The following is a 26,834-nucleotide window of genomic DNA, read 5'->3' on the forward strand; positions in this document are numbered from 1 at the left end:
CTTTAGTTGATGTAGGTAATCTTAAATCGTGATATAGCAGCATTGTCATGGAGCGTAAAACGCAGAAGCAGCCGTTTCTCTTCACTGAGACTGTTATAAAGTTCCTCCACATCGGTGTTCAGCCACTCTCCAAGTGGCATATCCTCCGAATAAATCTGTCCGTTATCGACAGAAATCGACACGGTAACATCCCCGGAATATTCAGCCGTCAACATTTTGATGCCAAGAATGGAGATATGGCTCATATCCGCCACAGCGTCAAGAACCTGCGGATACGGATAGGCTTTCACATTGGCTTTTAAGAGTTCCTCCGTTCCGCCCGCCTTCCACAGATACATCTGCAGGTTGTCGATTGGTGTCAGAACTTCTGCGGGAGGAATTTCTTCGAAGCCGTATTTCAGAAACATCGCCGCCGTCAGCGTTTCAATCGGCACAGCAGTCAATGCTACGTCCGCATAGGTGTAAAAGGTATCACCCTGCCGTACCAGATACGCAAAGGAAAAGGTATCCGTTTCCTCATACATGGCATAGATGATATTCCATGTACGACCGCTATCGTCACCGTGATAAAAGCTGACCTGTGTGCCTGCACCACTACCGTCTGCCAAATCAAGTGCTGTGGTAGTGCCACCGCATATCATATCCGATGTTCCCAGATATCCTGTGTTCGTTGGTGTTTGAATGACATTGAGGAACATATCATTGTTGGAGAGTAGAAACAGTTCAAATATCAGCCTTATGGCTTCCACTCGATTATTGTATGCTGTATATCCCTCAAAACGGATTTTTAAGAACTGCAGTCCATTGGTGGTTTCTCCAAGCTGACGATAGATGGCAGTGGAGCAGCCGTCCCTGCGCAGGATTCTAAGCTGCTCCGAGCCTGTGCCAAATCCGATCCAGTGATTGCTGGAGATATACAGCGGACTGGTGGCGATGCCGTTGAACATAAAGCCATCCAATCCCTCCGTGCTGTATGTTCCATCATCGTTGTAGCCATTGCTGATGTAATCCATATTATCCGCCGTGTTGAGAAATGGGAGCAGTACCGTCTTTTCCTGCCCGACCTCTGCAATCAAACGGATTTCCGAAAGCCCGACATACTTTACTCCGGCTTCTGCATCTGCCAAAAGATGAAGCACCAGCTTGTCACAGGAGAACGGCTGTGCCGGCTCCAAATCGCACTCGCCCTTTGATTCCGGCGGGAACTCTCCTGTGATGATTGGCTCCGTCATTTCTTCGTCCGCATAAATCTCCACGGTTTTCGTGATATGAATATTGCTGGTGGGTTTATTGACCAGCTCTATCCGATAGATTTTCAGCGGCTTGTCAAAATTCCAGATAAACGGAGTATCGGTTACACCTTCTTCACTTTCCCAGTGGGTATCCGCATTTTCATCCAAGGCATGATATTCTGAGTAATCAAGACCCTCCACCTTATGCACAGAAGCGGCAGAAACCATGCCCCACGTTTCATTGTCCGTGAAAACAGGCTGCTGCCACTTCGACCAGATATATTTTGTTTCATCTATCAGCACACTGTCACCTCCAATTTTTCCACGCGCTCGAATGGCTCTGTATTTACCTTCAGATGCTGCAGCTGTCCGGCATTGATTTCTTCTGCTGAGGATACAAACACATAATCATTGATCATACAGAACGCGCCGCTTTCATTGACCTCCACAACGGTTTGGTCATAATGCGGCGGGAAGTCCTTATCCATTGTAAAGGTCTTGATAACCTCCACAGCTGTCACTCGCTCGTTCAGACGATGGTATGTGAACGCTGTCTCCTGAATTGGGATGCGTGTCATGGTCTGCGTAATCGGACGAAGAATAATCCTTGGGAATACCACAGCCGCGGTATCCGTAAAGGCATCGTAACCAAAGGCAGTTTGTGCAATCGGAATACGGTCGATGGTCTCGGATATACTGATACGGCCATTCCAATCACCGATACCTGCCACAAGTCCCTGTCCGTTGATGGTTGCACGGATTTGGGATTCTCCGATGGTCAGCGTACCGCCTGTCATTTTGAGATAGACCGCCAGTGTGTTTTCACTGTTGGCAATAACCTGTGTGATAGGCAGAAAAAGCGTCAGTATGTGCTTTCCATTGATGCAGGTTTTCTTCGGATAAAAAGTTTTGACTTCCTCGTCATTCATTTTGTAGGTAACCGTCAGTTCCGAATGCCCGATTTCTGTAAATGTAAAATCAACCTCTCTGCTGCCCTCGGTGCCTTCCTCGTCAACAGTTGGCACCGTTCCATGAATTGTCCGCTCTACTTCATCGTTGACTGTTTCAAATAATATTTCAGCCAGAAAGCTGGCTGTGGTTTCTTCCTTTGAAGTAAAGGCAATCGCCATAATCTCTGTATTGGAACTGCCAATGGTAAAGGGCGATGCATTAACAAAGTTATACACCACGATTTTTCCTGCTTCGATTTGGTTCAGCAGTCCCGTGATGTTCTTGTCATTCTTGCTTTTTGCAGCTGCCAGCTTTGGATTTTTGCCCACACATTTCAGGCTGTGTTTTCCGTTGATCTTATAGGTAATGTTCGTAATGCAGGACAGCTGTTTTTCATCCGCATGACCGCCTGAAAACCGCAGCACATCCATTGGGTCAAATGCCGGATTGCCGATGGTGGTGCTGTCAAATGGTACATAATCCACCACGGAAATGGCATTCAGAATATTTGTAATCAGCCTTTCTCTCGTGGTTTTCAGACCAAACTGCAAAAGCGGATTGACTCCAAGATTCAGCGTTAAAGCATCATCCGGGTCGAGGGCATAATACTCTGCTTCCTCCGTGATAAGGTTTGTGGAGGATACCGCCGTGTACCTTGTGACAAAATCAGAGTAACTGCTGTCAAAGCGGTGTCGGCTGGTCACCTCCGCCACAGGAGAGTTTCCATACGGAATAAGCTCCAGCTTGCCTTCACGATTGATTTGGCAGACACAGCCCAGCAGCTGTGCCACATAGAAAATGAGGTCACGGTAGCTTTCCATGTCATTGTCCGAGTAGATGCCCAGCGTTTCTTTTCCGTTTGGCAGAGCTTCAATATCTGCCTTACTCTGGGCAAGTGCTACATTGCACTCTGTACTTGCCATCAAAAGAAAGCTGTATGCCGTACCGCCGGATGCCGTCAAATTCAATGCTTTTTCAAAACGGAGCATATAGTCATAGGCTTTGAGTTCCAGCGTTTTGATGTGCCGGTTGGCTTCGCTGACCTCGAAGATTCCCATTGGGATGGATTCCACAGAGTCGTCCAGCAGCACCAAATGAAAATACAGACGAACCTCTGCATCATCCAAGGTATAACGGTCAATATCGGAGAGAAGTGTGATACCCAGCTCCGAGGCATAGACTGTTCCAAGCTCAATCTCAGTGCTGCAACAGCACTGTCTTGTAATATAGCCGGAGCCTTTCACGATGTCCTGATTGGTGAAGTCATAGGTTACATGATTTTTGGTGGTGATGCTGCCCGTCCAATAATAATTTCTTGAGTTACTTTCTATGGTAGCCATAAAGGCATCGGAAACTGGATACACGCATTCTCACCTCCTACATTTCGTTTAGTGTGAAGGACACCGTCCAGAGACTTTTATAGGAGGTGTCCTTTTCCAGCTTGGCTTTGAAGCCCTCGATATACATTTCGCTTTCTTTGAGTTCCAAATTCTCGGTATCAAAATAGCGCACAGGAATTTTGGCTTTCTTAGAGTAGGCCGTCAGCTTTTTTAGCCAGACCTTTGTTACAGAAAAAGAGGCGGAGATACTTACCACACCGGTGCGTATGATATCACGCTGGGTTGTTCCCGCCTCGGTTTCTCCGCTGGAGTCTGCCTCGATAGAGGAAAGCTCCATATCGTAGGAATTGGGTAGAGGTAGCTTGTCTTGGTCAAAAACCAAATATTGAATAAATGCCATAGTTATCTACCTCCACTTCGTAAATTTGTTCTTTGCTGTGCATTGACGATGACCTCATCCAGCAAGGTTCCGCCAAGATAAACAGGGATAACAATATCTCTGTTCTGGCCCGAAAGACCACTGACTGTATCCTTGATGGCAGCCACAAGTCCGGAAGCTGTATCTGCTATGGAGGGAGTTCCACCAGCGGTCAGAGCAGAGATGTCCGTTGTGCCAATCTTAGGATTGATAACCATATCTGAGGCAATCCCAGAGACGGCCTTTTCAATCATACCTCGACTGCCTTCGATGCCCTTTGCCAGTCCACCAATGAAGTCCGGCATCCAGCTCTCATAATCCGTCAAAGGCCCTTCGTCTGGCACAGAGAAGTGTAGGAAGGATTTAATCGTATTGGCTACATTTCCGACCGCATCCTTAACCTTGCCGATGCAGCTTTTGATGCCGTTGACGATACCATTGATAATATCGGAGCCCCAGGAAAAGGCTGAGGAGGCCAGATTTTTGATGAAGTTTACAGCATTGTCAAAGCCGGTTTTAATGGTGTTGTAAATACCGGTAATCGTCGATTTTATGCCGTTCCACATAGCACTGAAGGCCGAGGACACAGCGGTCTTTATTCCATTTACCACAGAGATGACCGTGCTTTTGATACTGTTCCAAACGGAGGTGATAGTGGTCTTGATGCCGTTAACCACCGTAGTAATCACAGTTTTGATTGCATTCCAGATAGTTGTGAAAACCGTCTGAATCGCAGTGAGCACAGTGATAATTACAGTTTTTATGGTATTCCAAGCGGTGGTAAGGAAGGTCTGAATCGCTGTAATTATTGTTGTGATAAAGGTCTGGATGGCAGTAAAGACAGTGGTAACGGTCGTTTGTATTGCAGTCCAGGCGGTGGCGAGGAAGGTACTAATAGCGGTGACCACTGTCGTAAATACCGTTTTTATGCCTTCCCACAGACCAGTGAAAAAGGTCGCCAGTCCATTCCAGATGGTTGTGGCAACGTCTACGATTGCCTGCCATGCCGCTGCGAAGAACTCCTTCAGTGCATTCCATACAGCAACAGCAATCTCCTTGATGTTGTTCCAGAGGTCAATCCAGAATTGACGGAAGTCCTCATTGGTGTTCCAGAGATAAATGAAGGCCGCTACCAAAGCAGCAATCGCTGCGATAATCAGTATGATGGGGTTTGCCAGCATTGTGGCATTCAGCGCAGCAAAGGCTCCCTTAACCACGTTGATAACACCGGCGATTTTGGGAACAATCGTCATAATTGTACCAACGGCCGAGATGACCTTGCCGACAACAATCAATACCGGGCCGAGTGCAGCGGCGAGTAGTGCCACTGTAACGACTACCTTTTTTGTACCTTCATCCATGCCATTGAGCCAGTCCACAAATTTCTGAATCCAGCCTACAATCAGTTTGATGGCAGGCATTAGGAGTTCACCAAAGGAAATGGCGAGACCTTCCAGTGCGGATTTCAAAATTGTCAGCTGGCCCTGTAGGTTATCAAGCTGCGTGTCGGCCATCTGCTGAGCAGCGCCACCGCTATCTACGATGGATTTTTGCAGATCATTCCAGGTGCTGCCTGTGTTCGCAAGCAGTGCGTTTACGGAAGATAGGTCAGTTTTATTGAAGATATTGCTGATGATGTTACTCTTCTCAGCAGAAGTCATTCCATCCATGCTGGTGTTCAAATCACCGAGGATGTCATTCATGCTACGCATATTACCCTGCGAATCGTAAACCTGTACGCCAAGAGACTCCATTGCGGCAGCGGCCAAGTTCAGTACGGTCGGGAGTGTATCGCACATTTCCTGCGTATCATAACCGGCGAGGGCCAAATAGTTCAGAGCCTCGGCACATTCGCTGGCAGAGAAGGCAGTCTCGGAGCCCATTTTCTTGGCGAGCTTTCCGAGCGTATCCATTGTGTTGACGGATTGGCCATCAACGGTGGACATGGAATCCTTTGTAATGCCCATCGTGGCCTGTACCTGCGACATGGAGGACTCGAAGTTTGCAGCAGTGGTTACGGCTGCCGTTCCAAGCCCGGCAATTGCGGCAGTGACGGGCAGCAACTTTTCTCCAGCTGAGGAGACATTGTTACCTACGGTTTTTAGCTTTTCACCGGTGGCAGCAATTTTCTGAACAGCGGTGGCTGATTGATTGGCCTGTTCCTCCAGCTTTTTCAGGTCTTGCTCTGTCTCTAAGATTTCACGCTGAAGGGCATCATATTGTTCCTGCGAAATGTCGCCATTTGCAAGAGCCGTGTTTGCCTGTTCAGCAGCCGTTTTTAAAGTTTCCAGCTTCGTCTTGGTTTCCGCAACGGCATCACCGAGGAGCTTATGCTTTTGGGCCAGCAGTTCTGTGTTACCGGGGTCAAGTTTTAGGAGCTTGTCTACATCCTTAAGCTGTGCCTGCGTATTTTTGATTTCTGAATTAACACCCTTTAGGGCAGTCTGGAGTTTGGTGGTATCGCCGCCGATTTCAACAGTGATACCTTTGATTCTATTTGCGGCCACGAAAAGCACCTCCTTCCTGTGAATATGAAAATAGCCCGGATTGCTCCGGGCAGTAATTTGTTAGAATTTGTCGAAATCCTCCTGAGTGGCCAGGGTCGCATATTTGCAATCATCGTTCCGGCTTTCTGCGAACATATCATTGACCATGCCAATTGTAAGCAAATCTAAATCACGAATGGAAAGTCCAAGCTGAACACAGCGTAGCAGGAACAACGGTGTTGTCATTTCCCGGTCAGTTGGGCGAGCTTTTTTTTAGACTCAACCTCCGTCTGGGTATTGAGGCCCCACAGCTCGATGAGCTTCGGAAGTACCTGATAGATGGAGAAGGTGTTAAATCCATCCAGCCATTCTTCAGGAGAATCAGGAACGGAAGCATCTGCGTGCTTCGCCATGATGTAGGCGATGTTCTCAAACATTTCAAGAGAAAACATATCCAGAGAGGATTCCTCCGGATTACCTTCGCCCAGACTTTTTTCCAAGGCACGCAGGTCTTTATAGATGTCACGATGGAATTTCATACGGTAAATACGAGGAATGGCAGCAGAGGCCCTGAAGGGCACCTGCTTACCATCAATTTCGATGTTCTGTTTCATGCTCATGATTAACCTTCTCCTTCCGTAGTTGCGGTGTCAGTAGCAGCAGTCGGGATATACACGGCTTTGTACCAATTCCCGTAGACAGTAGCGTCAGTGGTGTCACCGGTCTTTGCCTTAACCATGCCATTAGAAAGCGGCGTAGCTTTGATGGTCAAGGTTTCCGTCTGTACTTCCTTGCTGTCCTCATTGGTCTTACCTTCGATACCAGGACGGGAGGCAGAGCAGTTATACATGATGTGACGGATATGCTTCTGGTCGCCATCAAACTCAAAGAGAAGTGCAAAGGATGCAAGCTCCACCTCGGAGTTTTCAATCAGAACACCCTTGCTGTCCAGTTCCTCCTTCAGCACGTCGGTACGGAAGGATTCAGGAATCATCGCAAGCTCAAGGTCGCCCTCGTAGCCCATATTGTTATTGATGACATAATAGGCGATGCCATCAGCGTAGAAGTTTTCCGGCTCACCATTGGCATCCAAGGAGATGGATACGGAGCCGGGCATTGCAACAGGAGTGGCAAAAGAGAAGGTGCCGTCCTCTGCAATGGTAATGAGCGCATAGTGCGCATTTTTAAGGTTGTATTTCACCTTATTGTTTTTATCAGCCATTTGTCAGACCTCCATTTCAAATGTGTATAGGACTTCATAGAGCTTTTCGCTCTCAATCCAGGTTTCAGATTTGTTATAAAAAATGCCGTGATTATCCAGCACGGCCTCCAAGCTGCTTTCTAACGCTGGGGATTTCTCGTCAGTATACAGCTCGATATGATATTCATTTATCTTGAAATACACTCGCCCGTCAGCAGCAAAGTTATTGCTGCCAGGAACGAGATAACAGATAAAGGGTGGCTCCGGAGCTTCACCCTCTGCAAAATGGTCGTAAGCAAAAGGTAGCTTCAGCTCCCGGAGCATTGCTAAAATATCATCCATCTTGCAGGCTCCTTTCGATTTCTTTTTCCAGTTGCTTTACACCAATTTCCTCTGCAGGAGCGATATGCGCCTTTCCGGCCACACGGCCACCGCCACGCTTGGCATGACCGAATTCCAGAAGATGCGCTAACTGATAGCGATTTTTGGAATAGACGGTCACTTCCAGCGCATTGGAGGTTTCCCTTGTGTTTTTTACAGACCAGCTCTTGGCATAGGTGCCCTTGTTCTTCGGAGCGTTGGCTTCGATTTCCTTACGAACAGTGGTACCGGCTTTTTTTACAGCCTTTTTCATATCGTCGGTAGCAAGGTCGGCATATTCTGTCAGGCCCTTCATCACCTCGGAAGCCAGATGGTCGATGCGGATGCTATTTGCCATCATCGCCTCACTTTCTGGCAGCGGAGCTTGATACACTTGCGCTTGAAATTCATGTGGTCAACGGCGGTAATGTCATAGGGCTCACCGGCGAATTCCACACGAAAACCGGTAGAAGTGAGAGCAGCAGTTTTCCTGCAATAGCGGAGCGTAAAGTCAATCGTATCGGCCTCCACAGTCTGGGCCGCAGCAGTTTCTTCCTTGCCACCCTCAGCGCTGACCGTTGCATAGCAGGAGTAGTATTCTTGCCAGCCATTTTTGTGATTCCCGATTTCATCCACTATCACAGCGTTTTGCAGGAGCTTGATGCGGACATTCAAAAGTTCAATGTTCATCAAAAGCCCTCCTGTCTGCTGCCGAAGAGGAGTGAACGCAGGGTCAGCGTCAGCGCATGATGGTCGGCTTCCTCACGATGCTCGTAAAGATAAGCGACCGTATACATGATGGCGGTCTTGGCGTTTTCTACGGCTTCCAGCGTTGCGGAATCCTCTGTGCGAAGAATATCCATGCAGAGCTTTTCAGCACTGTTTAGCAGCGTTTCCAAAAGTTCATCGTCATCCTCGTAATCCACACGCAGGTATTGTTTCATTTCAGCAAGTGTTACAAGCATATTTATCACCACCTCGGTCTCATAAAAGAGGCAGTGCCACTTGCTGAAAGGGCACTGCCTTTATCACAGGGTTTCTTATTTTGTGTCAGCGAGCTTCAAAATCTGAACTGCCTCAGGGAGGATGAGCTTACCATCCACACGCTCCTTGGCCACATAACCAATCAGGCCGTTACCAGCAAAAAGCTCAGTGAGCTGTTTGAAGGAACGAGTACCACGGTCGCCAATATTGTAGTAGCTGTAATCACCAAAGGCGATGGCGTTCTCAGGTGCAAACTCAGAGGTGTGAACTGCATAGCCCAGCACCTTGTCCGGCTCACCGGCCTGATAAGAAGGCTGCCAGATGTAGGCACCATTGTTATCCTTAAATTTGCGGATAGTAGCAATGGTGCGGTCATTCATGATGAAGGACGCATTTTTACGGTAAGGGCGCTTCAAAGCATAAACGAGATTGAACAGGTCATCTGCCTTCAAAGCAGCCGTAAGAGTTTCTGCTACCTGACCACCGCCGGTTTCAGCAAAGAGGCCAAGAGGCTGACCGGTACCAGTACCATTGAGGAAGGAATCCTCCTCGGCATTAGACAGTGCCTTACCAAACTGCTCGATGATGTAGCTCTCCAGATTGAAGGCATTGTCATAGAGCAATTCCTCGGTCACCTTGATAGCGACATGGAGCTTGTGAGCATCCAGCAAAATCTGAGAGAAGGTTGCATCGGAAAACTGAAGCGCTCCACCTTCCTCAATCCAGGCAGCGGCAGGCTTTGTTGCAGCAATATTGATTTTGTGTTCACCGCTGGTAGTGATGGTGTGGGCCAGCTGACGCATGATGTTGCCTTCAGTAAGCGCCTGAATCAAGCGGTGGTCGTACTCCTCAGGAACGAGATAACCGCCATCAGCATCCACGCCCTCCTGCAGAATGTTGGACACCTGCTTGAAGTTAGAGCGGAGTGCCTTCAGCATACCGGCTTTGTACTCATCAGAGGCACGGCCGGTTTTGATTTCAGGCTGCTTGCCGGTAGCAGGCTTGGAAGTAAGAGGAGTGTTTACAGGCTTAGAAAGCTCTGCCTCCAGCTGCTCCTGACGCTCCAAACGACTGATTTCTTTGCCGAGATCAGAGATTTCCTGCTCCATTTTGCAGTAGGTAGCATCATCCTCGGCAGTCAAGGTGCCTTTTTCGGTACGGTGGGAATCGAGAAATGCCTTTGCAGCATTCCATGCAGTGTTGCGCTTTTCACGCAGTTCTAAAATAGTCATAATAAAATACCTCCACTAAATGTATTGTTTGATAAGGTCAAGGCGCTCCATAAGAGTATTAACGGAACGCTCGGTTTCGACGGGCTTCGGCTGGATACGACATTTTGCGGCTAGCTTATCCAGCAAGGAATTTGTAACAGCAGCACGGGAAAAGAGCATCGGGCCATCGGCCTTATTCTCAATAGGCGTGTCACTTGGACGCATCAGGATTTCATCGGCAAAGCCCATATCCACAGCCGTATGTGCATCCATCCAGGTCTCCGCATCCATGAGATGGGAGAGCTTTGCACGGCTCATACCGGTTTTGATTTCGTAAGCGTTGATGATGCTTTCCTTTACCTCGTCCAGCATAGCGATGGCCTTTTGCATTTCTGCGGAATCGCCAAAGGCTACAGTGGCCGGATTATGAATCATCAGCATAGATACCGGAGAGACCAATACCTTTGTACCTGCCATTGCAATGACCGAAGCTGCCGAAGCAGCAATGCCATCAATCTTTACCGTAACGTTGCCCTTGTAGTCCATCAGCATGTTGTAAATCTGTGCTGCAGCTACGCAGTCGCCGCCCGGAGAGTTAATCCAGACGGTGATGTTACCGCTGCCAGAAAGCAGCTCATCTTTGAAGAGCTTTGGTGTGACATCATCGTCAAACCAGCTGTCCTCGGCGATGGTGCCGTTTAGGAACAGCGTCCTCTCCAGCATTTCCTCCTGAGCCTCCTGATTTGTCGCTGTCTGATTCTTCCACTTCCAGAATTTCTTCATGGTCATCTTCCTCCTTTCCTGCAGCAGTGGTCGCTGCGAATATACCGGCATCCTCCAGCTTGGTCATGTTGCCGTTGATGAGATATAGGTCACCACCTTGCTCGGTGGGGATGCGGTCGAGATTTTCAAGTTCACGGATGTCGTTGGCGCTCATCCAGCCGTTCTGTCTGGCTGTTGCATAGCCATTCATGCGGCTTTGGTAATCACCACGGAGGAGGCCGTCCACATTGAACTTTACAAAATAAGCAGCTTTCTCGGATTCGGAGAGAAGTGCACGGTTGATGGATTGCTCCCAACGGACTATCCAAGGCTCAAGGGTGTACTTCACGAATTCCAAGGACTGCTGCTCAATATTAGAAAAGCTCGAATTCTCCAAATCACCGACCATGTGAGGCGGCACTCGGAAAATTCGAGCTATTTCATCAATCTGAAATTTTCGGGTTTCTAAGAACTGTGCTTCATTTGGTGAAATGGAGATAGGCGTGTATTTCATGCCTTCCTCTAACACAGCTACTTTGTTTGCATTGGAGCTTCCTCCGAAGGCGCTGTTCCAGCTTTCTCTAACCTTTGCTGGGTCTTTCACCGTACCGGGATGTTCCAAGATACCGCCGGGTGTCGCACCATTTGCAAAGAATTTTGCACCATATTCCTCACAGGCAATTGCCATGCCGATAGCATTTTTTGCCATCGCAATGGGAGAATAGCCTACAAGTCCATCAAAGCCGAGACCCGGAATATGCAGCACATCGGTGGCCTTTAGTGTGACCGTGCCGACCTTCATGGTAGGCGCATCCGAATCCTGCATCTGGTATTGATAGTAGAGCTTGCCTTTGTCATCCCGGTCAACGGTCACTCGATTTGGCATCAGCGGATACAGTGCAATAACCTCGCCCTTGCCGTTACGAATTATCTGCGCATAAGCATTACCCCATAGGAGTAGGTGCGTCATCAGAGTTTCTCGAAACACAAAGGAGGTCATCTCTGGATTTGGTGCGTCGTGCAGGAGCCGATATAAGGAATGCTCCAGAGCTTTTTCCTTGCTGCTATCCTCACGATATTTATAAAGGTGTAGCGGCAGCCCGGCGATGGCTTCTGACAGAATACGCACACAGGCGTAGACCGCAGTCATCTGCAGCGCCGAGCGTTCATTGACAGGCTTGCCAGAGGTGGAACCGCCAAAGAAAAATCGGTAGGCACTGCCGGAGGTGCTGTTGGTAGGCTTGTCCCTTGACCGGAACAGACCAGAAATAATGCTCATATAAAAATCACTCCCTTCAGATAAACAAAATGCCTCTGTCATCATAAACAGAAGCACCTGCGTCGTTGCCACAGCGGATAGCTCGGTCGAGGCCCATGATGGTAGCAACAGCGCCGTCAATCTTTTCTGTGGATTTTTCTTTGTCGGCCTTGATGTTGCCAGCCGGGTCGGTACGGATGAAGATGTTATCCATCATCCAGCGGAGTACGGGATGACCGCTGTGGGCCAGCCGCTGCTCCAAGGTCAGCTTCATCAGCTCTTTGGTCGGAGGCGACATATCCTTGAAGCCCTGTCCAAAGGGCACAACAGTAAAGCCCATGCCCTCCAAGTTCTGCACCATCTGTACAGCGCCCCAGCGGTCAAAGGCAATCTCACGGATATTGAAGCGTTCACCGAGGCCCTCGATGAACTTTTCGATATAACCGTAATGCACGACATTTCCCTCGGTGGTCTGCACGAAGCCTTGTCGCTCCCAAACATCATAAGGAACGTGGTCACGCTTCACTCGCAAGTCGATGGTTTCTTCCGGTATCCAGAAATACGGGAGAATGGAGTATTTGTCATCCTCATCCTCCGGTGGGAACACCAGCACAAAGGCGGTAATGTCAGTAGTGGAAGAAAGGTCGAGGCCGCCGTAGCAGACCCGCCCCTCCAGCGCCTCCTCATCCACCTTAAAGGAGCAGGCATCCCATTTGTCCATCGGCATCCAGCGGATTGCCTGCTTGACCCATTGATTGAGTCGCAGCTGCCGGAAGGAGTTCTCCTCGCCGGGATTCTGCTGGGCGGATTCACAGGCTGCTTTTACCTTATCCATGCCGACTGTGATACCGAGGGAGGGATTGGCTTTCTTCCAGACCTCCGGGTCAGTCCAGTCGTCGCTTTCATCAGCACCGTAGATGACCGGATAGAAGGTGGAGTCCAGCTTGCGGCCCTCTAGAATATCCTTGGCCTTCTGGTGTGTTTCATAGCAGATGCTGTTGGTGTCGGTACCGGCAGTGGTAATCAAAAAATACAGCGGCTGCATACGAGCATCGCCAGAGCCCTTGGTCATAACATCAAAGAGCTTTCGATTGGGCTGGGTGTGCAGCTCATCAAAGACAACGCCGTGAATATTGAAGCCGTGTTTGCTGTAGGCCTCTGCGGAAAGTACCTGATAGAAGCTGTTGGTAGGTTGGTAAACGATACGCTTCTGTGAGGTTAGTATTTTCACTCGGCGATTGAGTGCAGGACACATACGCACCATATCAGCGGCCACATCAAATACAATGGTCGCCTGTTGGCGGTCAGCTGCACAGCCGTAGACCTCCGCACGTTCCTCACCGTCGCCGCAGGTAAGCAGCAGGGCCACCGCAGCGGCCAACTCGGACTTGCCCATCTTCTTGGGAATTTCCACATAGGCGGTATTGAACTGTCTGTAGCCGTTGGGCTTGAGGGTGCCGAAGATGTCTCGGATAATTTGTTCCTGCCAATCAATCAGCTCGAAGGGCTTTCCGGCCCAGGTGCCTTTGGTATGGCAGAGGCATTCAATAAAATTGACTGCGTAATCCGCCATCTGTTTATTGTAGGTGGAGTCCGCAGCCATAAAGCGCGTGGGTTTGTGGTTTTTTAGTTTTCTCAACGGTGCAGCCTCCTTTCTGGCATAAAAAATAGCCGCCTGTCAGCGACTTTGTGTACAAGGAACAGAGCCCTTCGGCTCCGTCCTGCCTGATTGTATTCAGGTGGTTAGTTGTAGTTGTTCAAGAGGATGCAAAGCGCAAGCTCGGCTTCCTTGCAGGTGGGCTTGATGTCCCAGCCTCTATCGTAGTTGCAGATGACCTCGCCGCCAGCCTTCAGCATCAGCTTGGAAATCTTGCCGCTGTTGATGCCGTATTCTTCGCTTGGCTCCTCGAAATGCTTTACCCAATAATGCACTGCGGTATATTTGCTGCCTTCAGCTGGAATTCCGATTGTTCCTTCGCTCCACATAATTTCTTCCTCCTTACAGGCTCATTTTGATTGCAGGGATGATTTGCTTTTCGCCGGTGCGGTAGTCGGTGTAGCGAGCGTTGACTTCCGTAAGCCCGGCCATGTGGCAGCCAAGTTTCTCGAACTCGGCAAGGGTGGCAATCAAGCTGGAGAAGGTTGAGCTGATGGTGAATTCGGAAATGCCGTGTTCCTTGCAGGTGTTCAGGATTTCAGGAATGTCCTGTTCCCAAATAACCTCGTTGAAATCCAGCAGGTCGTTTCCGGCTTCCTTGGCGGCCTCGTAGGCCCAGAAGACTGTGCGGTTTACCTTGCTGTCCTTGTTGTTTCTTGCTTCCTCGAATGCTTTAATTTCCTTCATTTTCGTTTCCTCCGTATGTGTTTTTCCCTTTCGGTAGTAGCATATTACCTCTGTAAAGCACATATATCCAGTCAATTTGGAGATATATATGTTACAAACATAAGCGGTGGATTGTGTGCTATTTGGTGTACCTTACACCTCGCCAGTCAGGATGAAATTGCCGTATTCTTCTGGGTGTTCCTCGATGTAAACCACCAGCTCCAGAAAGCCCATTTCATTGGCGACATTCTGCACTCCGGAAAAGTCCAGCATATTGATGAGGGCGGTGTCACGCACCTTCATAATTTGTTCTCGTACTTTTTTATTCATGCTCCTCCACAACCTTTCTACAAATATCCTCGCCATAAATCACGTTCAAGCTGGAGCCATTATCCCAGGAAACCATAATCGATGCAGTGTCATCCACACCTGTAACGGTACCCTTGGTGCCAATGGGTGGGGCCTGCACGTCCTCCATCCGAACTAACTCCACACGGGAGCCAGTTGGATATTGGCGTCGAACACGGTCAACCGTTTCTTTATTCGGAAATCGCATGGCCTTCACCTCCTTTGAAGGCGCTATTGCCCGAAAGCCTGCGCAGGAGAATTTTCCGTTCTTCCTTATATTCGTTACCGATGAAGCCAAGTCGAAGGAGAAAGCAGCGGAAGGCGTATTTCTCGTTTTCCACGGGCTTTTCCGTAGCGCTGATGCGCTTTTGATTTTTGCTCATCTGGCAAAGGGCTGCAATGAAGTGGGTGTAGGCCTTGATCTCGTCCGGCTCCGGCAGCTTGTGAAACCAAGGGAAGGAAATCGTCTCCTCGGTGATGAAGATTGGTGTTTCTTCAATATTCAGCGCTGCTTTAATGAGGCTGCCCTTAGCGTCCAGAAGATTTGTCAGGTTTCCGGCTGCGACCTTGTCCAGCGGCAAGCAGACGGTCAGTCCGGTTTCTTCTTCAGGAGCAGCATAGGCTGGAGGGCAATCCGCCAAAGGTTCCTGTTCGCTAAGCTCCGGCTGAGGCTCATCGTATTCAATGCTTTCGTAGGTGAAGCCGTGCTCTGCAAGGGCCGCCAACACTCGCTCGATTTCCTTGCTGTCGGCCATGTCGTTGAAGGTAAGATTACCTTCTCTGGTAACGGTGAAATAATCTACCTCGTAGGCGTAGGTCGGTGTCTTTTTGTAGATTGCCTTGACTCCTGTGATTTCCTCAAGGGCCTTTAAAAAAGGCTTTCTGTCGGTAAGATTGTAAGTAACTTTCATGGTGTGTACCTCCTTTATTTTGGTACTACATTAATCACTCTACAGGCACATATTAGCAAGTCAATTCCGAGAATAAACGTGACAAAGATGTGCCTTTAGAATTGTGTATTGTACCAAGGCGGTTACACCTCCACAGCAGTGATTTCTTCGTAGCTGTAGGTCAAGCCCTCACGAAGGACAGAGACCTTTTCAGCGGAGCCGACCTGCTCAATGTAGCGTTTTACGATAACATCGCAAAACTTTTCATCCAGCTCAATGGTGTAGCAGCTGCGCTTGGTTTGTTCGCAGGCAATCAGTGTGGAGCCGCTGCCACCGAAGGGGTCGAGGACAAGCGAATTGGTCATGCTGGAATTCATAATGGGATAAGCCAGAAGCGGAATCGGCTTCATAGTAGGATGGTCACCATTTTTCTTTGGCTTATCAAATTCCCAGATGGTTGTTTCCTTGCGTCCGGTGTACCATTGGTGTTTGCCGGATTTCTTCCAGCCATAGAGCACAGGCTCATGCATCCACTGATACGGTGAACGGCCCAGCACCAAGGACTGCTTTTTCCAAATGCAGCAGCCGGAAAGATAGAAACCTGCGTCCGTGAAGGCTTTCCTGAAATTCAAACCTTCAGTATCTGCATGGAAAACGTATATGCTGGCATCGTCTGCCATTGCAGCAGCCATTTGCGTATAAGCATCAAACAGGAATTGGTAGAAGGCATCGTTGCCCATATTGTCATTTTTGATTTTCCCGGCAGAGCCTTCGTAGTTGACATTGTAGGGTGGGTCGGTCACTACGAGGTTTGCCTGCTTTCCGGCCATCAGAAGCTCATAGGTTTCTGGCTTGGTGGAATCGCCGCAGACCAAACGGTGGTCACCCAGCAGCCAAAGGTCACCGGCCTTGGAGAAGGTCGGCTTCTGCAGCTCAGCCTCCACATCAAAGTCATCGTCCTTTACGCCACTTTTCGTATCCTCTCGGAACAAGTCCTCCAGCTCCTCCGGCTCAAAACCAGTAAGAGAAACATCAAAGTCAGAGCCCTGCAGGTCTGAGATAAGTAAGGCCAGCTTGTCATTATCCCATTCGCCGCTGATTTTATTGAGGGCCACATTCAGAGCCTTTTCTTTTTCTTCGTCCATCTGGACGATGACGCAGTCCACTTCGGACAGGCCCATGTCCTGCAGCACATTCAAGCGCTGGTGACCGCCGACCACACGACCGGTGGTTTCGTTCCAGATGACAGGTTCCACATAACCAAATTGCTCGATGGAGCGCTTCAGCTTTTCATATTCCTTGTCGCCCGGCTTCAAATCCTTACGAGGATTGTATTCTGCCGGGAGCAGGTCTTTTACATTTTTAATCGCAATCTGCATACTTTTTCACGACCTCCTCCAAACGAATATCTTCCTTCAGGGAGAGCGTATCCTCCCAAGTGTTATAACCAGTAAAATGACCATAGGTGGCAGTCTTTTCATAATCAGCATTGCGCAGACACAGCTTTTCGATAATGGCTGCAGGACGCAGGTTGAAGACCTCAAGGCAGGCCTTGCAGATTGCGTCGTCCGAATACTTGCTGGTACCGAAGGTATTCACAGTGAAGGCCACAGGGTCAGCCTTGCCAATGGCATAAGAGATACTGACCTCGCATTCCTTCGCAATTCGAGAGGAGACGAGGTTTCTGGCAATGTAACGAGCCATATAGGCACCGGAGCGGTCAACCTTTGAGGGGTCTTTGCCGGAGAAGGCACCACCGCCATGATGAGCAAGACCACCGTAGCTATCCACCATCAGCTTTCTGCCCGTGAGGCCGGTGTCAGCATCCGGGCCACCCTTGACGAAGCGACCGGAAGGATTCACCAAAATCTCGGTATCGTTATCAAACGGGAACTTCTCAAAAACGGGCCACAGGATATTGGAGATGATTTCGCTGCGTAGTTGTTCCAGCTGTACGCTTTCCTTATGCTGGATAGAAACCACGATGGCCTTCACACGAGCAGGCTGTCCGTCATGATATTCAATAGTGACCTGAGCCTTGCCATCTGGCAAAATATCATGAACAAGACCGGACTTACGGCATTCATCCAGCTTCTTGCAGATGTCATGTGCATAGAGCAGTGGAAGAGGAAGGTAGCAATAGCCGCCCTCATCAATGGCGTAACCATAAACAGTGCATTGGTCGCCAGCACCTATAGAGGAATACCAGCTGTCGTCGCCGTTACGGCTTTCTAAGGAGTAATTCACACCGCCAGCGATGTCCGGGCTCTGCTTTCTCATATAAACCTGAAGCAGGCGCCTCCAAGATTTCATGCCGATATCGTCCAGCACACGCCAGACGACAGCCTGAAGGCTGCCTTGGCAGTGGAGCTAATTTCACCTCCAATAATGATGCGACGGCCAACGGCCATAACCTCCACAGCAACATGAGCACTTTTGTCTTTTCGTAGATATGCATCCAAAATTGCATCGGCAATTTTATCACACAGCTTGTCAGGATGCCCTTCGCAGACAGATTCTGCAGTTTTATAAGTAATGTTCATATCAATTTCCTTTCCGTGCACGCAGCAGTAGTTCCATCGTGTCATCCATTGGAGTGGCACCGTTGTACTCGTTGGCACAATTCTCTTTTACAATTTGATAGATTTCCATCCAGAGACGATTGGTCTGGGACATAAAGTTCTGACTCATCGCCACATAGGGAGATTGGATTGCATTGCCGGTAGTGGGGTGTTTGGCTAAAAAGCCGAACTCCGAGATGGCTTCCTCACATTGAATCCACCGGGCAGCGCTCATAGCATAGCGTTCCAAAAGGTCTGGAGAGACCAAGGAAGCACAATGGCGCTCCTGCAACCATTCCCATGTTTTTTTATAAACTGTCGGAGCAAGCAGCTTTTTACCGTCCTTTTGCTTTGCGGATAATAGTCTGGAGGGTTTGGGCATCGGCTGACCTTCTAAATCGGCTGATTGGTTATCGAAGTCAATGACAGTCAACTCTCGTTTGCCCGGATTTCCCTCGGCGAGCTTATCAGCTAAGGGCTTTTTCTTGGCTCCAGCTCCTATACGAGCACCGCCACGGTTAGTACCGTCCTTAGCCATTTTCACACCTCCTGTTCTGGGGCCTGTATACCCCGTTTGAATTTGCGACTTTGTGCGTAAGAGCCCACGCCCGTTCCACGGGAACTTCACCGTAGAGAAGTAGACCGCCCCTACCGGTTGTGCCAACGGTCTCCGTGTTCGGCATGGAGCTTCGCATGACAGCTTTTGCAAAGGGCGATGAGATTACTTCTATCGTGCGTACCACCCTGTGAGAGTGGGAGCTTGTGATGTATCTCCTCGGTCGCAACGTAACGTCCGTCCTTCAGGCACTGCTCACAAAGTGGATGGGCAGCAGCGAAGCTGTCACGGATACGTTTCCAAGCCCGTCCATAGCGTCGCTTGACAGCAGGGTCACGGTCGTATCGTTCGTAGCGCTTGTTCTCTTCCTTTTCATGTTCGGGACAGTAGCGACCCTCTGTTAGGTTGGGGCAACCGGGATGAGAACACGGTCGTTTGGGTTTTCTTGGCATTGGCGTTCACCTCCTTTGGGCATAAGAAAAGCCCTGCAGGTCGGGGTGACCTACAAGGCTCTCTGTGATTTTCGCTTTTCGCTATTGTAATAATATCATAGGAAGGGATTCTCATTCTATCACATTAGCTCTCATGCTTTGGCGGCACAGTAATTTCTTTTAGTGCAGCGCTGTGCATGCGGTGGATGTGCTGCATGGAATAGTTCATATCCACGGCTATCTGCTCCCAGGTGACAAAGCACAGGTAGCGCTTTTCTAAAAGGGTCTGGTATTCCACATTGGGAACTGCCTTGATGACACCCATGATTTCATGCTTCAGGTCAACCAGTGCATCAATGTCCTCGTTGATTTCTTCCTGCAGAGAAACAATCTTGATTACAGCATCAGCCATACGGGAGCCGCCATGATTCGGATTTCTCGGCATATCTGAAATCGTAGAGGTGCATCTGGTGGCCAGCTCGTTCAAGGAAGCAATTTGCTGGATTTTAGAGTTGATACGCTCGTCAAGATAACGGGCCTGTAGTAAGTATTCTTTTTCTGTCATACGATACCTCCGGAATTTTTATTTCCCTCGGATTGTCTTTGATTGTCATAGATTGGCTTTTACGGCATCAATCAAAGCGGTCTGGGTCAGCTCCTTTTGGGAGAGGGCCTTTAAGATGCGCTCGTCGATGGTGCCTTTTGTGATGAGGTGTTCTATCACCACAGTGCCGGATGTCTGGCCTTGCCTCCATAATCGGGCGTTGGTCTGCTGATATAATTCCAGTGACCAGGTCAGCCCAAACCAGATAAGGGTGGAGCCGCCAGCCTGTAAATTCAGGCCATGACCGGCAGAAGCAGGATGAATAACAGCTACCGGGATTTTTCCTGCATTCCAATCGGTGATATCCCGGCTTTCTTTGATTTCTCTTACCGGGAAGCGCCGTTTGATACGTTCCAGGTCATGCTTAAACCAGTAGGCCACCAGAACAGGCTTGCCGTTTGCAGCCTCCAGAATATCCTCCAGCGCCTCCAGCTTCCGGTTATGAAATTCAATGGTATCGCCGATATCGGCATAAATTGCACCATTGGCCAGTTGGGATAGCTTGCCGGTAAGAGAGGCAGCATTTGCAGCAGTCACTTCACCGTCTGGGAGCTGCAATACTAAATCCTTCTTCAGCTCCTCGTAGCGCAGGCGCTCTTCCTCGGAGAGCTTCACCTCATATTTCGAAGAAATCAGCTCCGGCATCTGCAGGTGGTCAGTGGATTTCATAGAAATCGTAATATCTGAAATCTGCCTGTAGATAAGCTCCTCTGCATAGGGCAGCGGTTTGTAGGAATAGATAATCATGCCATTTCGTTTATCTGGTAAAAAATAATTGTTACGGTATTCGGTAATGAAGCGACCGAGGCGCTTGCCCATATCCAGTAACCGGAACTCAGCCCATAAATCCATAAGGCCGTTGGAGCTGGGCGTGCCTGTCAGACCTATAATGCGTTTGACCTTGGGCCGTACCTTCATCAAGGAACGGAAGCGTTTCGACTGGTGATTTTTGAAAGAGGAGAGCTCGTCGATGACCACCATATCATAGTCAAAGGAAAATCCGCTGTCCTCAATCAGCCATCCAAGATTCTCACGGTTGATGATGGTAATATCTGCTGCAGTCATCAAAGCTGCTCGGCGTTCTTTCACGCTGCCAACAGCAACTGTAAAGGTCAGGTTTTTTAGGTGAGACCACTTTTCAAGCTCTGCTGGCCAGGTATCACGAGCCACTCGAAGTGGGGCGACCACCAGAATGCGGTGGGCCAGAAAGCTATCGAATAACAGGTCTGCAATGGCAGTCAGGGAAATTACCGTTTTGCCAAGGCCCATATCCAGCAGCACAGCAGCTATGGGATGCTCCTCGATGTAGTCGATAGCATAGGTTTGGTAATCATGAGGTTTGAAGTTCAAGAAGCATTCCTCCAATCTGTTCAGGGTTATCGATGACATAAACACGAAAGCCTAAGGAGCGCAGCAGCCTGTGCCTTGCTTCCTGTAGTGGGCGTGGACGTTTTCCCGATGCCTTCAGTTCTACAAAAGCGATTACGCCATCAGGTAATAAGATAAGTCGGTCGGGCATCCCATCGAAACTCGGAGACACGAACTTTACAGCGATGCCACCGGCCCTTTTGACCGCCACAGTTAATTTGGTTTCTATCGTTTTTTCTCGCATACTTGTCCTCCCGTCAGGCTTTTTAAGAAGAGCTGCAAGGTGTATCAAGGGTCTTTTCCTAACTTTTTCTTATAGCTTTTTTTATAGTGCTAAGAGAATTTTTGTATATGACCTTGATACACCTTGTCATTATTAAAAATCAGCTCAAGAAATCTTCCTCAGCATCGTTTCTTTGAGTCAGGCGCAGGCCCTTAAAGTAGCGCTTGCGATTCAGCGTGACACGCTCATAACCAGCGCTCTCCAAGGCAAGATAGAAGTCTGCCGTATTACGCACATAGTCATTGGTATCCAAGCAGTAATTGCGATACGCCTGATACAAACCAGAGGAGCTTTCCTTATAGGTCGGGTCAATATCGCAGCAATCCTCCATGAAGTGGCCAAACCAGTCATTTTGATTACGGTATTCGTCGATTGCCTTTTGTACGCAGGCCGGTACGGGAATCTGGTAATCCAGCTCAATGACCTTTTTGGCACCCTCGATGACCCACGCCAGAATGCTATCACCGGCATTGTCATACAGGTACTCGCCGTAATTCTTGATGTCGCTGTTGCCGGTAATCTTGGCACCAAACGGAATGACGATAAGGCGACGCCAGATACCATCATCGGATGCACTGACACGAGGCAGATGGTTGGTATAAAGCACCAGCGTGTGGCAGGGCTTGAAGGAGAAGGGGTCTTTATACTTCTTTTCAGCAAACACATCATCTGTGGAACAGAGCTGCTTGACGGTAGAGTCGTTCAAACGGGCACCCTCCTGCATTTCTGCTGCAATAAGCAGACGCTTGCCCTTGACCTCGGCCATTTCCGGTTTGATGTTTCTACGGCAGCCTACGGTCAGGGTGTCGGCGGAGATATTGCCGCTGTACAAGCCAAGCACTCTGGAGATTGCATTCCAGAAGGTAGACTTACCATTTCGGCCATCACCGTAGGCAATGATGAGGGCCTCGACATAAACCTTGCCGATAGACGCCAGACCACAAATCATCTGCACATAATCGATAAGCTCCCTATTACTCTGGAAGATAAGGTCAAGGCTATCCAGCCAAAGCTGCTGACCCTTTTGGCTCGGTGATACAGAGGTGATTTTGGTAATGTAGTCCTCCGGCAGATGCTCCCTGGCTCCAGCCACACCCTTGCGAAGGTCATAAGTAGCTTCAGGGGTACAAAGAGCGAAGCAGTCGGCATCCAAATCTCTCGGCGAAATCTCCAGCATTGGGTGCGATTCCTTCAATGTTGAAGTGATGTTTTTGGAATCACGGCGCTTGACTGCAAACGCCTGATAGGCCTTGGCTGCGGAAAATTCCTGAAACGCCTGCAGCTGTTCCTCATTCATCAGCTGTTCGGCCTTGCTCTTGGAGGCGCTGTCCAAAATCGCCTGTGCACCACAGTTCTTCAGCTTTTCCAAAGCGGAGAGCAGGTCGTTACCCGATTCCTTTAATTGGCGACGGGTCAGTTCATGCGCAACAGCCTGTGCGCCGGGCTCCGATTCCTGCCAATAGTGGTCAGAGTAGCGGATAAAGTGGGTGGCCGGAGAATAGCGCAGCTCTTTTGAAAAATACTTCGACAGCACCTCAGCCTGTCCAACATCGGAATAATCGCCCGGCTTATAGCAGGAAGGGTCGTTATAAACCTCCGGTGCCACATAGTCCTCTTGATTGGAGAGCCTTGCGTAAAAACGCTGGGCGCTGTGCCAGATAGTACCAAGCTCGCTATTATCCAGCGGCGGCTCACATTTGGCGGCTTCTTCAAGAAAGGTCTGGTAGGCCTTGTCCGTATCGCCGTATTTCTTGATGACACGACCGGCGAAGCGACTCAGCGTTGCATTGCGGCTGCCCTCCGGGATAACAGAAGAATCGTATTGCCCCTCCGGCAGACCTTCATCGAATAGGTCATCGTCCAGAAACTCAGTCAAGTTCATGCGGCCCGGATACAGTGCTACTTCGGCAGCAGCAGTTCCAAAGAAGAAACGTGCGGCATCCAGCGCCTGTGTGTCAAAATACGGAAAAATGGAATTGACCAGCTTCTTCATATCGCTGTACAGGCCAGCATCGGTTACGGTCTCAATGGGAAATAGCACATGGAATTTGGGCCTTGCAGCCTTGCCATTTTTCTCACGCTGGTTAAAGCGGCTGTAATGAATGGCAAAGGTCACGCCTGGAAAAGCCTGCAGAACATCCTCCGGTGTAATCCAGTCTTCAGAATTTTCGGAGTGGTCATTATCGCAGTCTACCGGCAGGCAGTCGCTACCGAGGAAGTTTTCGCCATTACGATAGCTGTTTCGATACTCGGCACAAACATAATCGTGGCAAATAGCAGCTTTCAGGCTTGCCTCATCTAAAACTACCTGCTTATGAGGGTAGGAGCAGTTACCGGGATTTCCGGTAACGTCCGCAGAATAAAGTGTAAACATTAGTCAAACACCTCCTTGGCTTCTTCCTCCAGTACCTTGGTGATGAATTTCAGAGCACGAATAGTGGTTTCAAGCTCACAGTCGCCGCCAAGGAAAACCTCAAAGCCTGTGGAATCACCGAAGCGGTCTCGTAGTACATGAATGTCCATATCAGTGCATCCTGCATCCTGAATACGGAAATAGGTGCGTCCGCCATGACCAGTGTCCCCACCCTGATAGCCAGTTGTGCCAGCTTCCGCTTCGAGAATGTTGCAGCTTATTACCTCACGGGTATAGGTGCTTATTTCAGTGCCGTCTGGCAGTCTTTTTCTTTTTTCGATTACTTCGTACATAGTCTTAGACCTCCTCAAGATTTTCAGTAAAGTAGCGCAAGCGGTAGTTCTTCCACTTGGCTCGTTCAATTTCAGCTTCCATGCCGGATGAGATACGTTTGCCAAACACCCAGACCTCGGAGCACTTGCTCATTAGGGCATTTCCGAAGAACAGCCCAAGCTCTCGTTCCTGTGGGTCTGCGCCATTCAGAAACTGCGGAAATAACAAGTGTGGTGCGATAGGGATGTATCCGGCTTCTACGGCAAAGCGACTGTAGGCTCTGGCAGCTTTTAGGTTGGTGTCAATATCTCCGGCAAAGGGAGAGCAGATGTAGACGATAGGCCTGAAGGCAGGTCGTGCTCGTTCTTCCTTATCGATGACAGACAGTGCGCCATAGGCGGTGGGCCAAAAGGTCTCACCTGCCGGTTCGGTCGGTGCTTGACGCTCCCCACTGGGGAGCAGCACTCCTCGTTGTTAAATTTGCTGATGCTCATTGCACGCTTCCTCCTTTCTGGGTGGCATAGAAAAAGAGCGTCCACCTCTAATTTCCCACTGGAGATGAACGCTCGTTTTGAGCGGATATTTATTAGTCTTTTTTATAAAAATCTGTAACATACCCATCGGCACGAAGTAACAGGCCTTCTGCCCAAGGCGGTGTGCGGCCCATCTGCTCACAGATTGCCTCAAGAGACATGCGAGGGTCGCCTTCGATAACCAATTCATCGTGGATATGCATAACAATGGAGCAGCAGCGCAGTGTTTTCATGGCATAGCATAAAATATCACGAGCAGTTGCTTGGACGATGTTTTCGACAAATTTCGGCCCGTAGGAATCTAAGCGTTCCCATTTCTTAGTGCCGCCAACACCCTCATAGGTGATACAGCTGCCACCAAATTTGTTTATACCGACCTTTGGTTTTACATAGGCCAGCTTTCTGCCGGAGGGAAGCGTAATAAAGAGCATACCGCTGCGGCAGGAAAAGGTCAGTCCGTAATCGGTAGTGGTGTGTTTATACTTCACGGCTTCCATAACGGCCCGGTCAACGGCCCACCAAAATTCGACAATTTTCGGGTTAGACTGTCGCCAGGCATCAACCAGTGGAGGAAGCTCCTCCTCCGTAAGGCCCATGTCCAAAGCGCCCATTGCTTTGAGTGCACCGACGCTGCCGCCATAGCCGAGGGCCAGCTCTGCGATTTTACCCTTTTGACGCAGGTGGCCATTGATGCCATGCTTCTCTACCGGTACTCGAAACATCTGACTGGCAGAGGCGCAGTAAATATCACCGCCCTTGGCAAAGACCTCCTGCCTCCAGATTTCACCTGCAAACCAGGCGATGACACGAGCTTCAATTGCAGAGAAGTCTGCAACATAAAAGCGAGTGCCTTCCCTTGGGATAAAGGCAGTACGGATAAGCTGTGAGAGAGTGTCAGGGACATCTTCGTATAGAAGTTTTACACCCTCGAAGTCGCCGGAGCGTACAAGAGCACGTGCTTCTGCTAAATCAGGTAGATGATTTTGTGGCAGATTTTGCAGCTGAATGTTGCGTCCGGAAAAGCGGCCTGTCCGATTGGCCCCATAAAACTGAAACATGCCACGGGCACGTCCATCAGCGCATACGGTCTTTTCCATTGCCTGATATTTGCGAACAGAGGATTTTGCCAGCTGCTGACGCAGAGTCAAAACCTCACAAAGCTCTGGCGGTGCTGATTTCAAAAGTTCAGATACAGCCTTTTTATCTAAGCTGTCGGTGGCTATTCCGTTTTCGGCCAGCCACTGCTTCATTTGCTGGACGGAGTTCGGGTTTTCCAGTGCAGTAATATGCTGCATAGCTGAGGTCAGCTCCTTTCTTGAACGTTCATCCATCTCAAGGGCCTGTTGCACCAGCTCTAAGTCAAGCCTTACACCGGCGTCGTTTATCTGCTGGTCAAGATGGTATTCGTCCCAGACCATTTCAGGCACCGGGAATTTATAAAGCCTCTGTTGAATCCCCATTTCAGTTTCTACATCACGAAGCTTGTAACGCTTGAAATCGGCCCACTTATCTGGTGCATGGAAGGGACGATTACGGGTACGCTGTCCATTTGTTTTTGTAGGCGCACAGGGCTGACAGAAGTATTTGATGAGGTCTTTGCCCTCTGAAAGCTTTTGCTTTTCAAGACCAAGAACGGTACCGACACCCTCCAAGGATAACGGCAGTCCCATTGTGGCCGCCCATATCATAGAGCAGCGCCAGCTTTCAGGGTCAAGGTAGTCTCCAGTCGGATAGCCCAAGAAGCGAGAGAGGCAGATACGTTCAAAGGTGGCATTGAAAGCCCACTTGATTACGGTCTCATCCTCCAAGGCAGCAAGTATCTCCTTTGGGATAGCTTCACCGCAGGCAAGGTCAACAACTTGCACCGGGCCAGCATCCACGCTATAGCCAAAGAGCAGTATTTCAAAGTCGGGAGCTTCCACATAGCGGTATACGCCAGATTTTTGAAGCTGGATACTACTGTAGGTTTCAATATCAATACTCAGTGTTTTCATAAAGCACGTCCTTTCCGCAAGTGCTAAACAGGGTGACAGATTTCTCCGCCACCC

General features: G+C 49.4%; 29 protein-coding genes and 1 pseudogene. All 30 read right to left on the reverse strand.

Going from position 1 to position 26,834, the window contains the following annotated elements:
- Positions 1-2 precede the first annotated feature (2 nt).
- Positions 3-1,535 carry a hypothetical protein gene (locus tag GKZ87_05140; protein QSI24925.1) on the reverse strand — a complete coding sequence of 511 codons (1,533 nt, stop codon included), beginning with the start codon at positions 1,533-1,535 and terminating at the stop codon, positions 3-5.
- Positions 1,529-3,547 carry a hypothetical protein gene (locus GKZ87_05145; protein QSI24926.1) on the reverse strand — a complete coding sequence of 673 codons (2,019 nt, stop codon included), beginning with the start codon at positions 3,545-3,547 and terminating at the stop codon, positions 1,529-1,531. Before GKZ87_05145 ends, GKZ87_05140 begins: the two co-directional genes overlap by 7 nt.
- A 13-nt stretch (positions 3,548-3,560) precedes the next feature.
- Positions 3,561-3,923 (reverse strand): hypothetical protein, encoded by a 363-nt coding sequence (locus GKZ87_05150; protein QSI24927.1) that lies wholly within the window; start codon positions 3,921-3,923, stop codon positions 3,561-3,563.
- Between the two features lie 2 nt (positions 3,924-3,925).
- Positions 3,926-6,448 (reverse strand): phage tail tape measure protein, encoded by a 2,523-nt coding sequence (locus GKZ87_05155; protein ID QSI24928.1) that lies wholly within the window; start codon positions 6,446-6,448, stop codon positions 3,926-3,928.
- Between the two features lie 221 nt (positions 6,449-6,669).
- Entirely contained in the window at positions 6,670-7,047 is a 378-nt protein-coding gene (locus GKZ87_05160; protein QSI24929.1) for a hypothetical protein, read from the reverse strand.
- Positions 7,048-7,049: 2 nt separating this feature from the next.
- Positions 7,050-7,649 (reverse strand): phage tail protein, encoded by a 600-nt coding sequence (locus GKZ87_05165; protein ID QSI24930.1) that lies wholly within the window; start codon positions 7,647-7,649, stop codon positions 7,050-7,052.
- Between the two features lie 3 nt (positions 7,650-7,652).
- Entirely contained in the window at positions 7,653-7,970 is a 318-nt protein-coding gene (locus tag GKZ87_05170) for a hypothetical protein (protein QSI24931.1), read from the reverse strand.
- Positions 7,963-8,346, reverse strand: a complete 384-nt coding sequence (locus tag GKZ87_05175; GenBank protein QSI27888.1) for an HK97 gp10 family phage protein — start codon at positions 8,344-8,346, stop codon at positions 7,963-7,965. Before GKZ87_05175 ends, GKZ87_05170 begins: the two co-directional genes overlap by 8 nt.
- The gene (locus GKZ87_05180) at positions 8,346-8,678 is read right to left on the reverse strand and encodes a phage head closure protein (protein QSI24932.1); all 333 of its coding nucleotides are present in this window, start codon (positions 8,676-8,678) and stop codon (positions 8,346-8,348) included. Before GKZ87_05180 ends, GKZ87_05175 begins: the two co-directional genes overlap by 1 nt.
- Positions 8,678-8,953 (reverse strand): phage gp6-like head-tail connector protein, encoded by a 276-nt coding sequence (locus tag GKZ87_05185; protein QSI24933.1) that lies wholly within the window; start codon positions 8,951-8,953, stop codon positions 8,678-8,680. Before GKZ87_05185 ends, GKZ87_05180 begins: the two co-directional genes overlap by 1 nt.
- A 75-nt stretch (positions 8,954-9,028) precedes the next feature.
- Positions 9,029-10,204 (reverse strand): phage major capsid protein, encoded by a 1,176-nt coding sequence (locus GKZ87_05190; protein QSI24934.1) that lies wholly within the window; start codon positions 10,202-10,204, stop codon positions 9,029-9,031.
- 15 nt (positions 10,205-10,219) lie between these two features.
- A complete protein-coding gene (locus GKZ87_05195) occupies positions 10,220-10,966 on the reverse strand; it encodes a Clp protease ClpP (protein ID QSI24935.1) in 747 nt (248 codons plus the stop codon).
- On the reverse strand, positions 10,851-12,224 hold the full coding sequence (locus GKZ87_05200) for a phage portal protein (GenBank protein ID QSI27889.1): 1,374 nt from the start codon (positions 12,222-12,224) through the stop codon (positions 10,851-10,853). The genes GKZ87_05195 and GKZ87_05200 overlap by 116 nt, the downstream gene beginning before the upstream one ends.
- Positions 12,225-12,240: 16 nt before the next feature.
- Complete coding sequence (locus tag GKZ87_05205) at positions 12,241-13,806, reverse strand: terminase large subunit (protein QSI27890.1); 1,566 nt, start codon at positions 13,804-13,806, stop codon at positions 12,241-12,243.
- 140 nt (positions 13,807-13,946) lie between these two features.
- Complete coding sequence (locus tag GKZ87_05210; GenBank protein ID QSI24936.1) at positions 13,947-14,189, reverse strand: hypothetical protein; 243 nt, start codon at positions 14,187-14,189, stop codon at positions 13,947-13,949.
- Positions 14,190-14,202: 13 nt separating this feature from the next.
- A complete protein-coding gene (locus tag GKZ87_05215) occupies positions 14,203-14,547 on the reverse strand; it encodes a hypothetical protein (GenBank protein QSI24937.1) in 345 nt (114 codons plus the stop codon).
- A gap of 132 nt (positions 14,548-14,679) precedes the next feature.
- Positions 14,680-14,856 carry a DUF5049 domain-containing protein gene (locus GKZ87_05220; protein QSI24938.1) on the reverse strand — a complete coding sequence of 59 codons (177 nt, stop codon included), beginning with the start codon at positions 14,854-14,856 and terminating at the stop codon, positions 14,680-14,682.
- Positions 14,849-15,082, reverse strand: coding sequence for a DUF4314 domain-containing protein (locus GKZ87_05225; GenBank protein QSI24939.1), 234 nt, complete (start codon positions 15,080-15,082; stop codon positions 14,849-14,851). The genes GKZ87_05220 and GKZ87_05225 overlap by 8 nt, the downstream gene beginning before the upstream one ends.
- Complete coding sequence (locus GKZ87_05230) at positions 15,066-15,785, reverse strand: virulence protein (GenBank protein QSI24940.1); 720 nt, start codon at positions 15,783-15,785, stop codon at positions 15,066-15,068. Before GKZ87_05230 ends, GKZ87_05225 begins: the two co-directional genes overlap by 17 nt.
- 122 nt (positions 15,786-15,907) lie before the next feature.
- On the reverse strand, positions 15,908-17,143 hold the full coding sequence (locus tag GKZ87_05235) for a DNA modification methylase (protein ID QSI24941.1): 1,236 nt from the start codon (positions 17,141-17,143) through the stop codon (positions 15,908-15,910).
- Positions 17,127-18,307, reverse strand: a pseudogene (locus tag GKZ87_05240) (methionine adenosyltransferase). Before GKZ87_05240 ends, GKZ87_05235 begins: the two are co-directional and overlap by 17 nt.
- Before the next feature lies 1 nt (position 18,308).
- Positions 18,309-18,863, reverse strand: coding sequence for a terminase (locus GKZ87_05245; protein QSI24942.1), 555 nt, complete (start codon positions 18,861-18,863; stop codon positions 18,309-18,311).
- Between the two features lie 110 nt (positions 18,864-18,973).
- A complete protein-coding gene (locus GKZ87_05250) occupies positions 18,974-19,333 on the reverse strand; it encodes an HNH endonuclease (protein ID QSI24943.1) in 360 nt (119 codons plus the stop codon).
- 124 nt (positions 19,334-19,457) lie between these two features.
- Positions 19,458-19,877, reverse strand: a complete 420-nt coding sequence (locus tag GKZ87_05255) for a DUF1492 domain-containing protein (GenBank protein ID QSI24944.1) — start codon at positions 19,875-19,877, stop codon at positions 19,458-19,460.
- Between the two features lie 45 nt (positions 19,878-19,922).
- Positions 19,923-21,266, reverse strand: a complete 1,344-nt coding sequence (locus GKZ87_05260) for an ATP-dependent helicase (GenBank protein ID QSI24945.1) — start codon at positions 21,264-21,266, stop codon at positions 19,923-19,925.
- Positions 21,247-21,528: a VRR-NUC domain-containing protein gene (locus GKZ87_05265; GenBank protein QSI24946.1), complete on the reverse strand. Its 282-nt coding sequence runs from the start codon at positions 21,526-21,528 to the stop codon at positions 21,247-21,249. The genes GKZ87_05260 and GKZ87_05265 overlap by 20 nt, the downstream gene beginning before the upstream one ends.
- 139 nt (positions 21,529-21,667) lie before the next feature.
- On the reverse strand, positions 21,668-23,941 hold the full coding sequence (locus tag GKZ87_05270; protein ID QSI24947.1) for a DNA primase: 2,274 nt from the start codon (positions 23,939-23,941) through the stop codon (positions 21,668-21,670).
- A complete protein-coding gene (locus GKZ87_05275) occupies positions 23,941-24,273 on the reverse strand; it encodes a hypothetical protein (GenBank protein QSI24948.1) in 333 nt (110 codons plus the stop codon). Before GKZ87_05275 ends, GKZ87_05270 begins: the two co-directional genes overlap by 1 nt.
- Before the next feature lie 4 nt (positions 24,274-24,277).
- Complete coding sequence (locus GKZ87_05280) at positions 24,278-24,715, reverse strand: hypothetical protein (protein QSI27891.1); 438 nt, start codon at positions 24,713-24,715, stop codon at positions 24,278-24,280.
- A gap of 124 nt (positions 24,716-24,839) precedes the next feature.
- Positions 24,840-26,780, reverse strand: coding sequence for a hypothetical protein (locus GKZ87_05285; protein QSI24949.1), 1,941 nt, complete (start codon positions 26,778-26,780; stop codon positions 24,840-24,842).
- Between the last annotated feature and the right edge of the window lie 54 nt (positions 26,781-26,834).

This window comes from Erysipelotrichaceae bacterium 66202529 (genome assembly GCA_017161075.1).
GTDB lineage: Bacteria > Bacillota_I > Bacilli_A > Erysipelotrichales > Erysipelotrichaceae > Clostridium_AQ.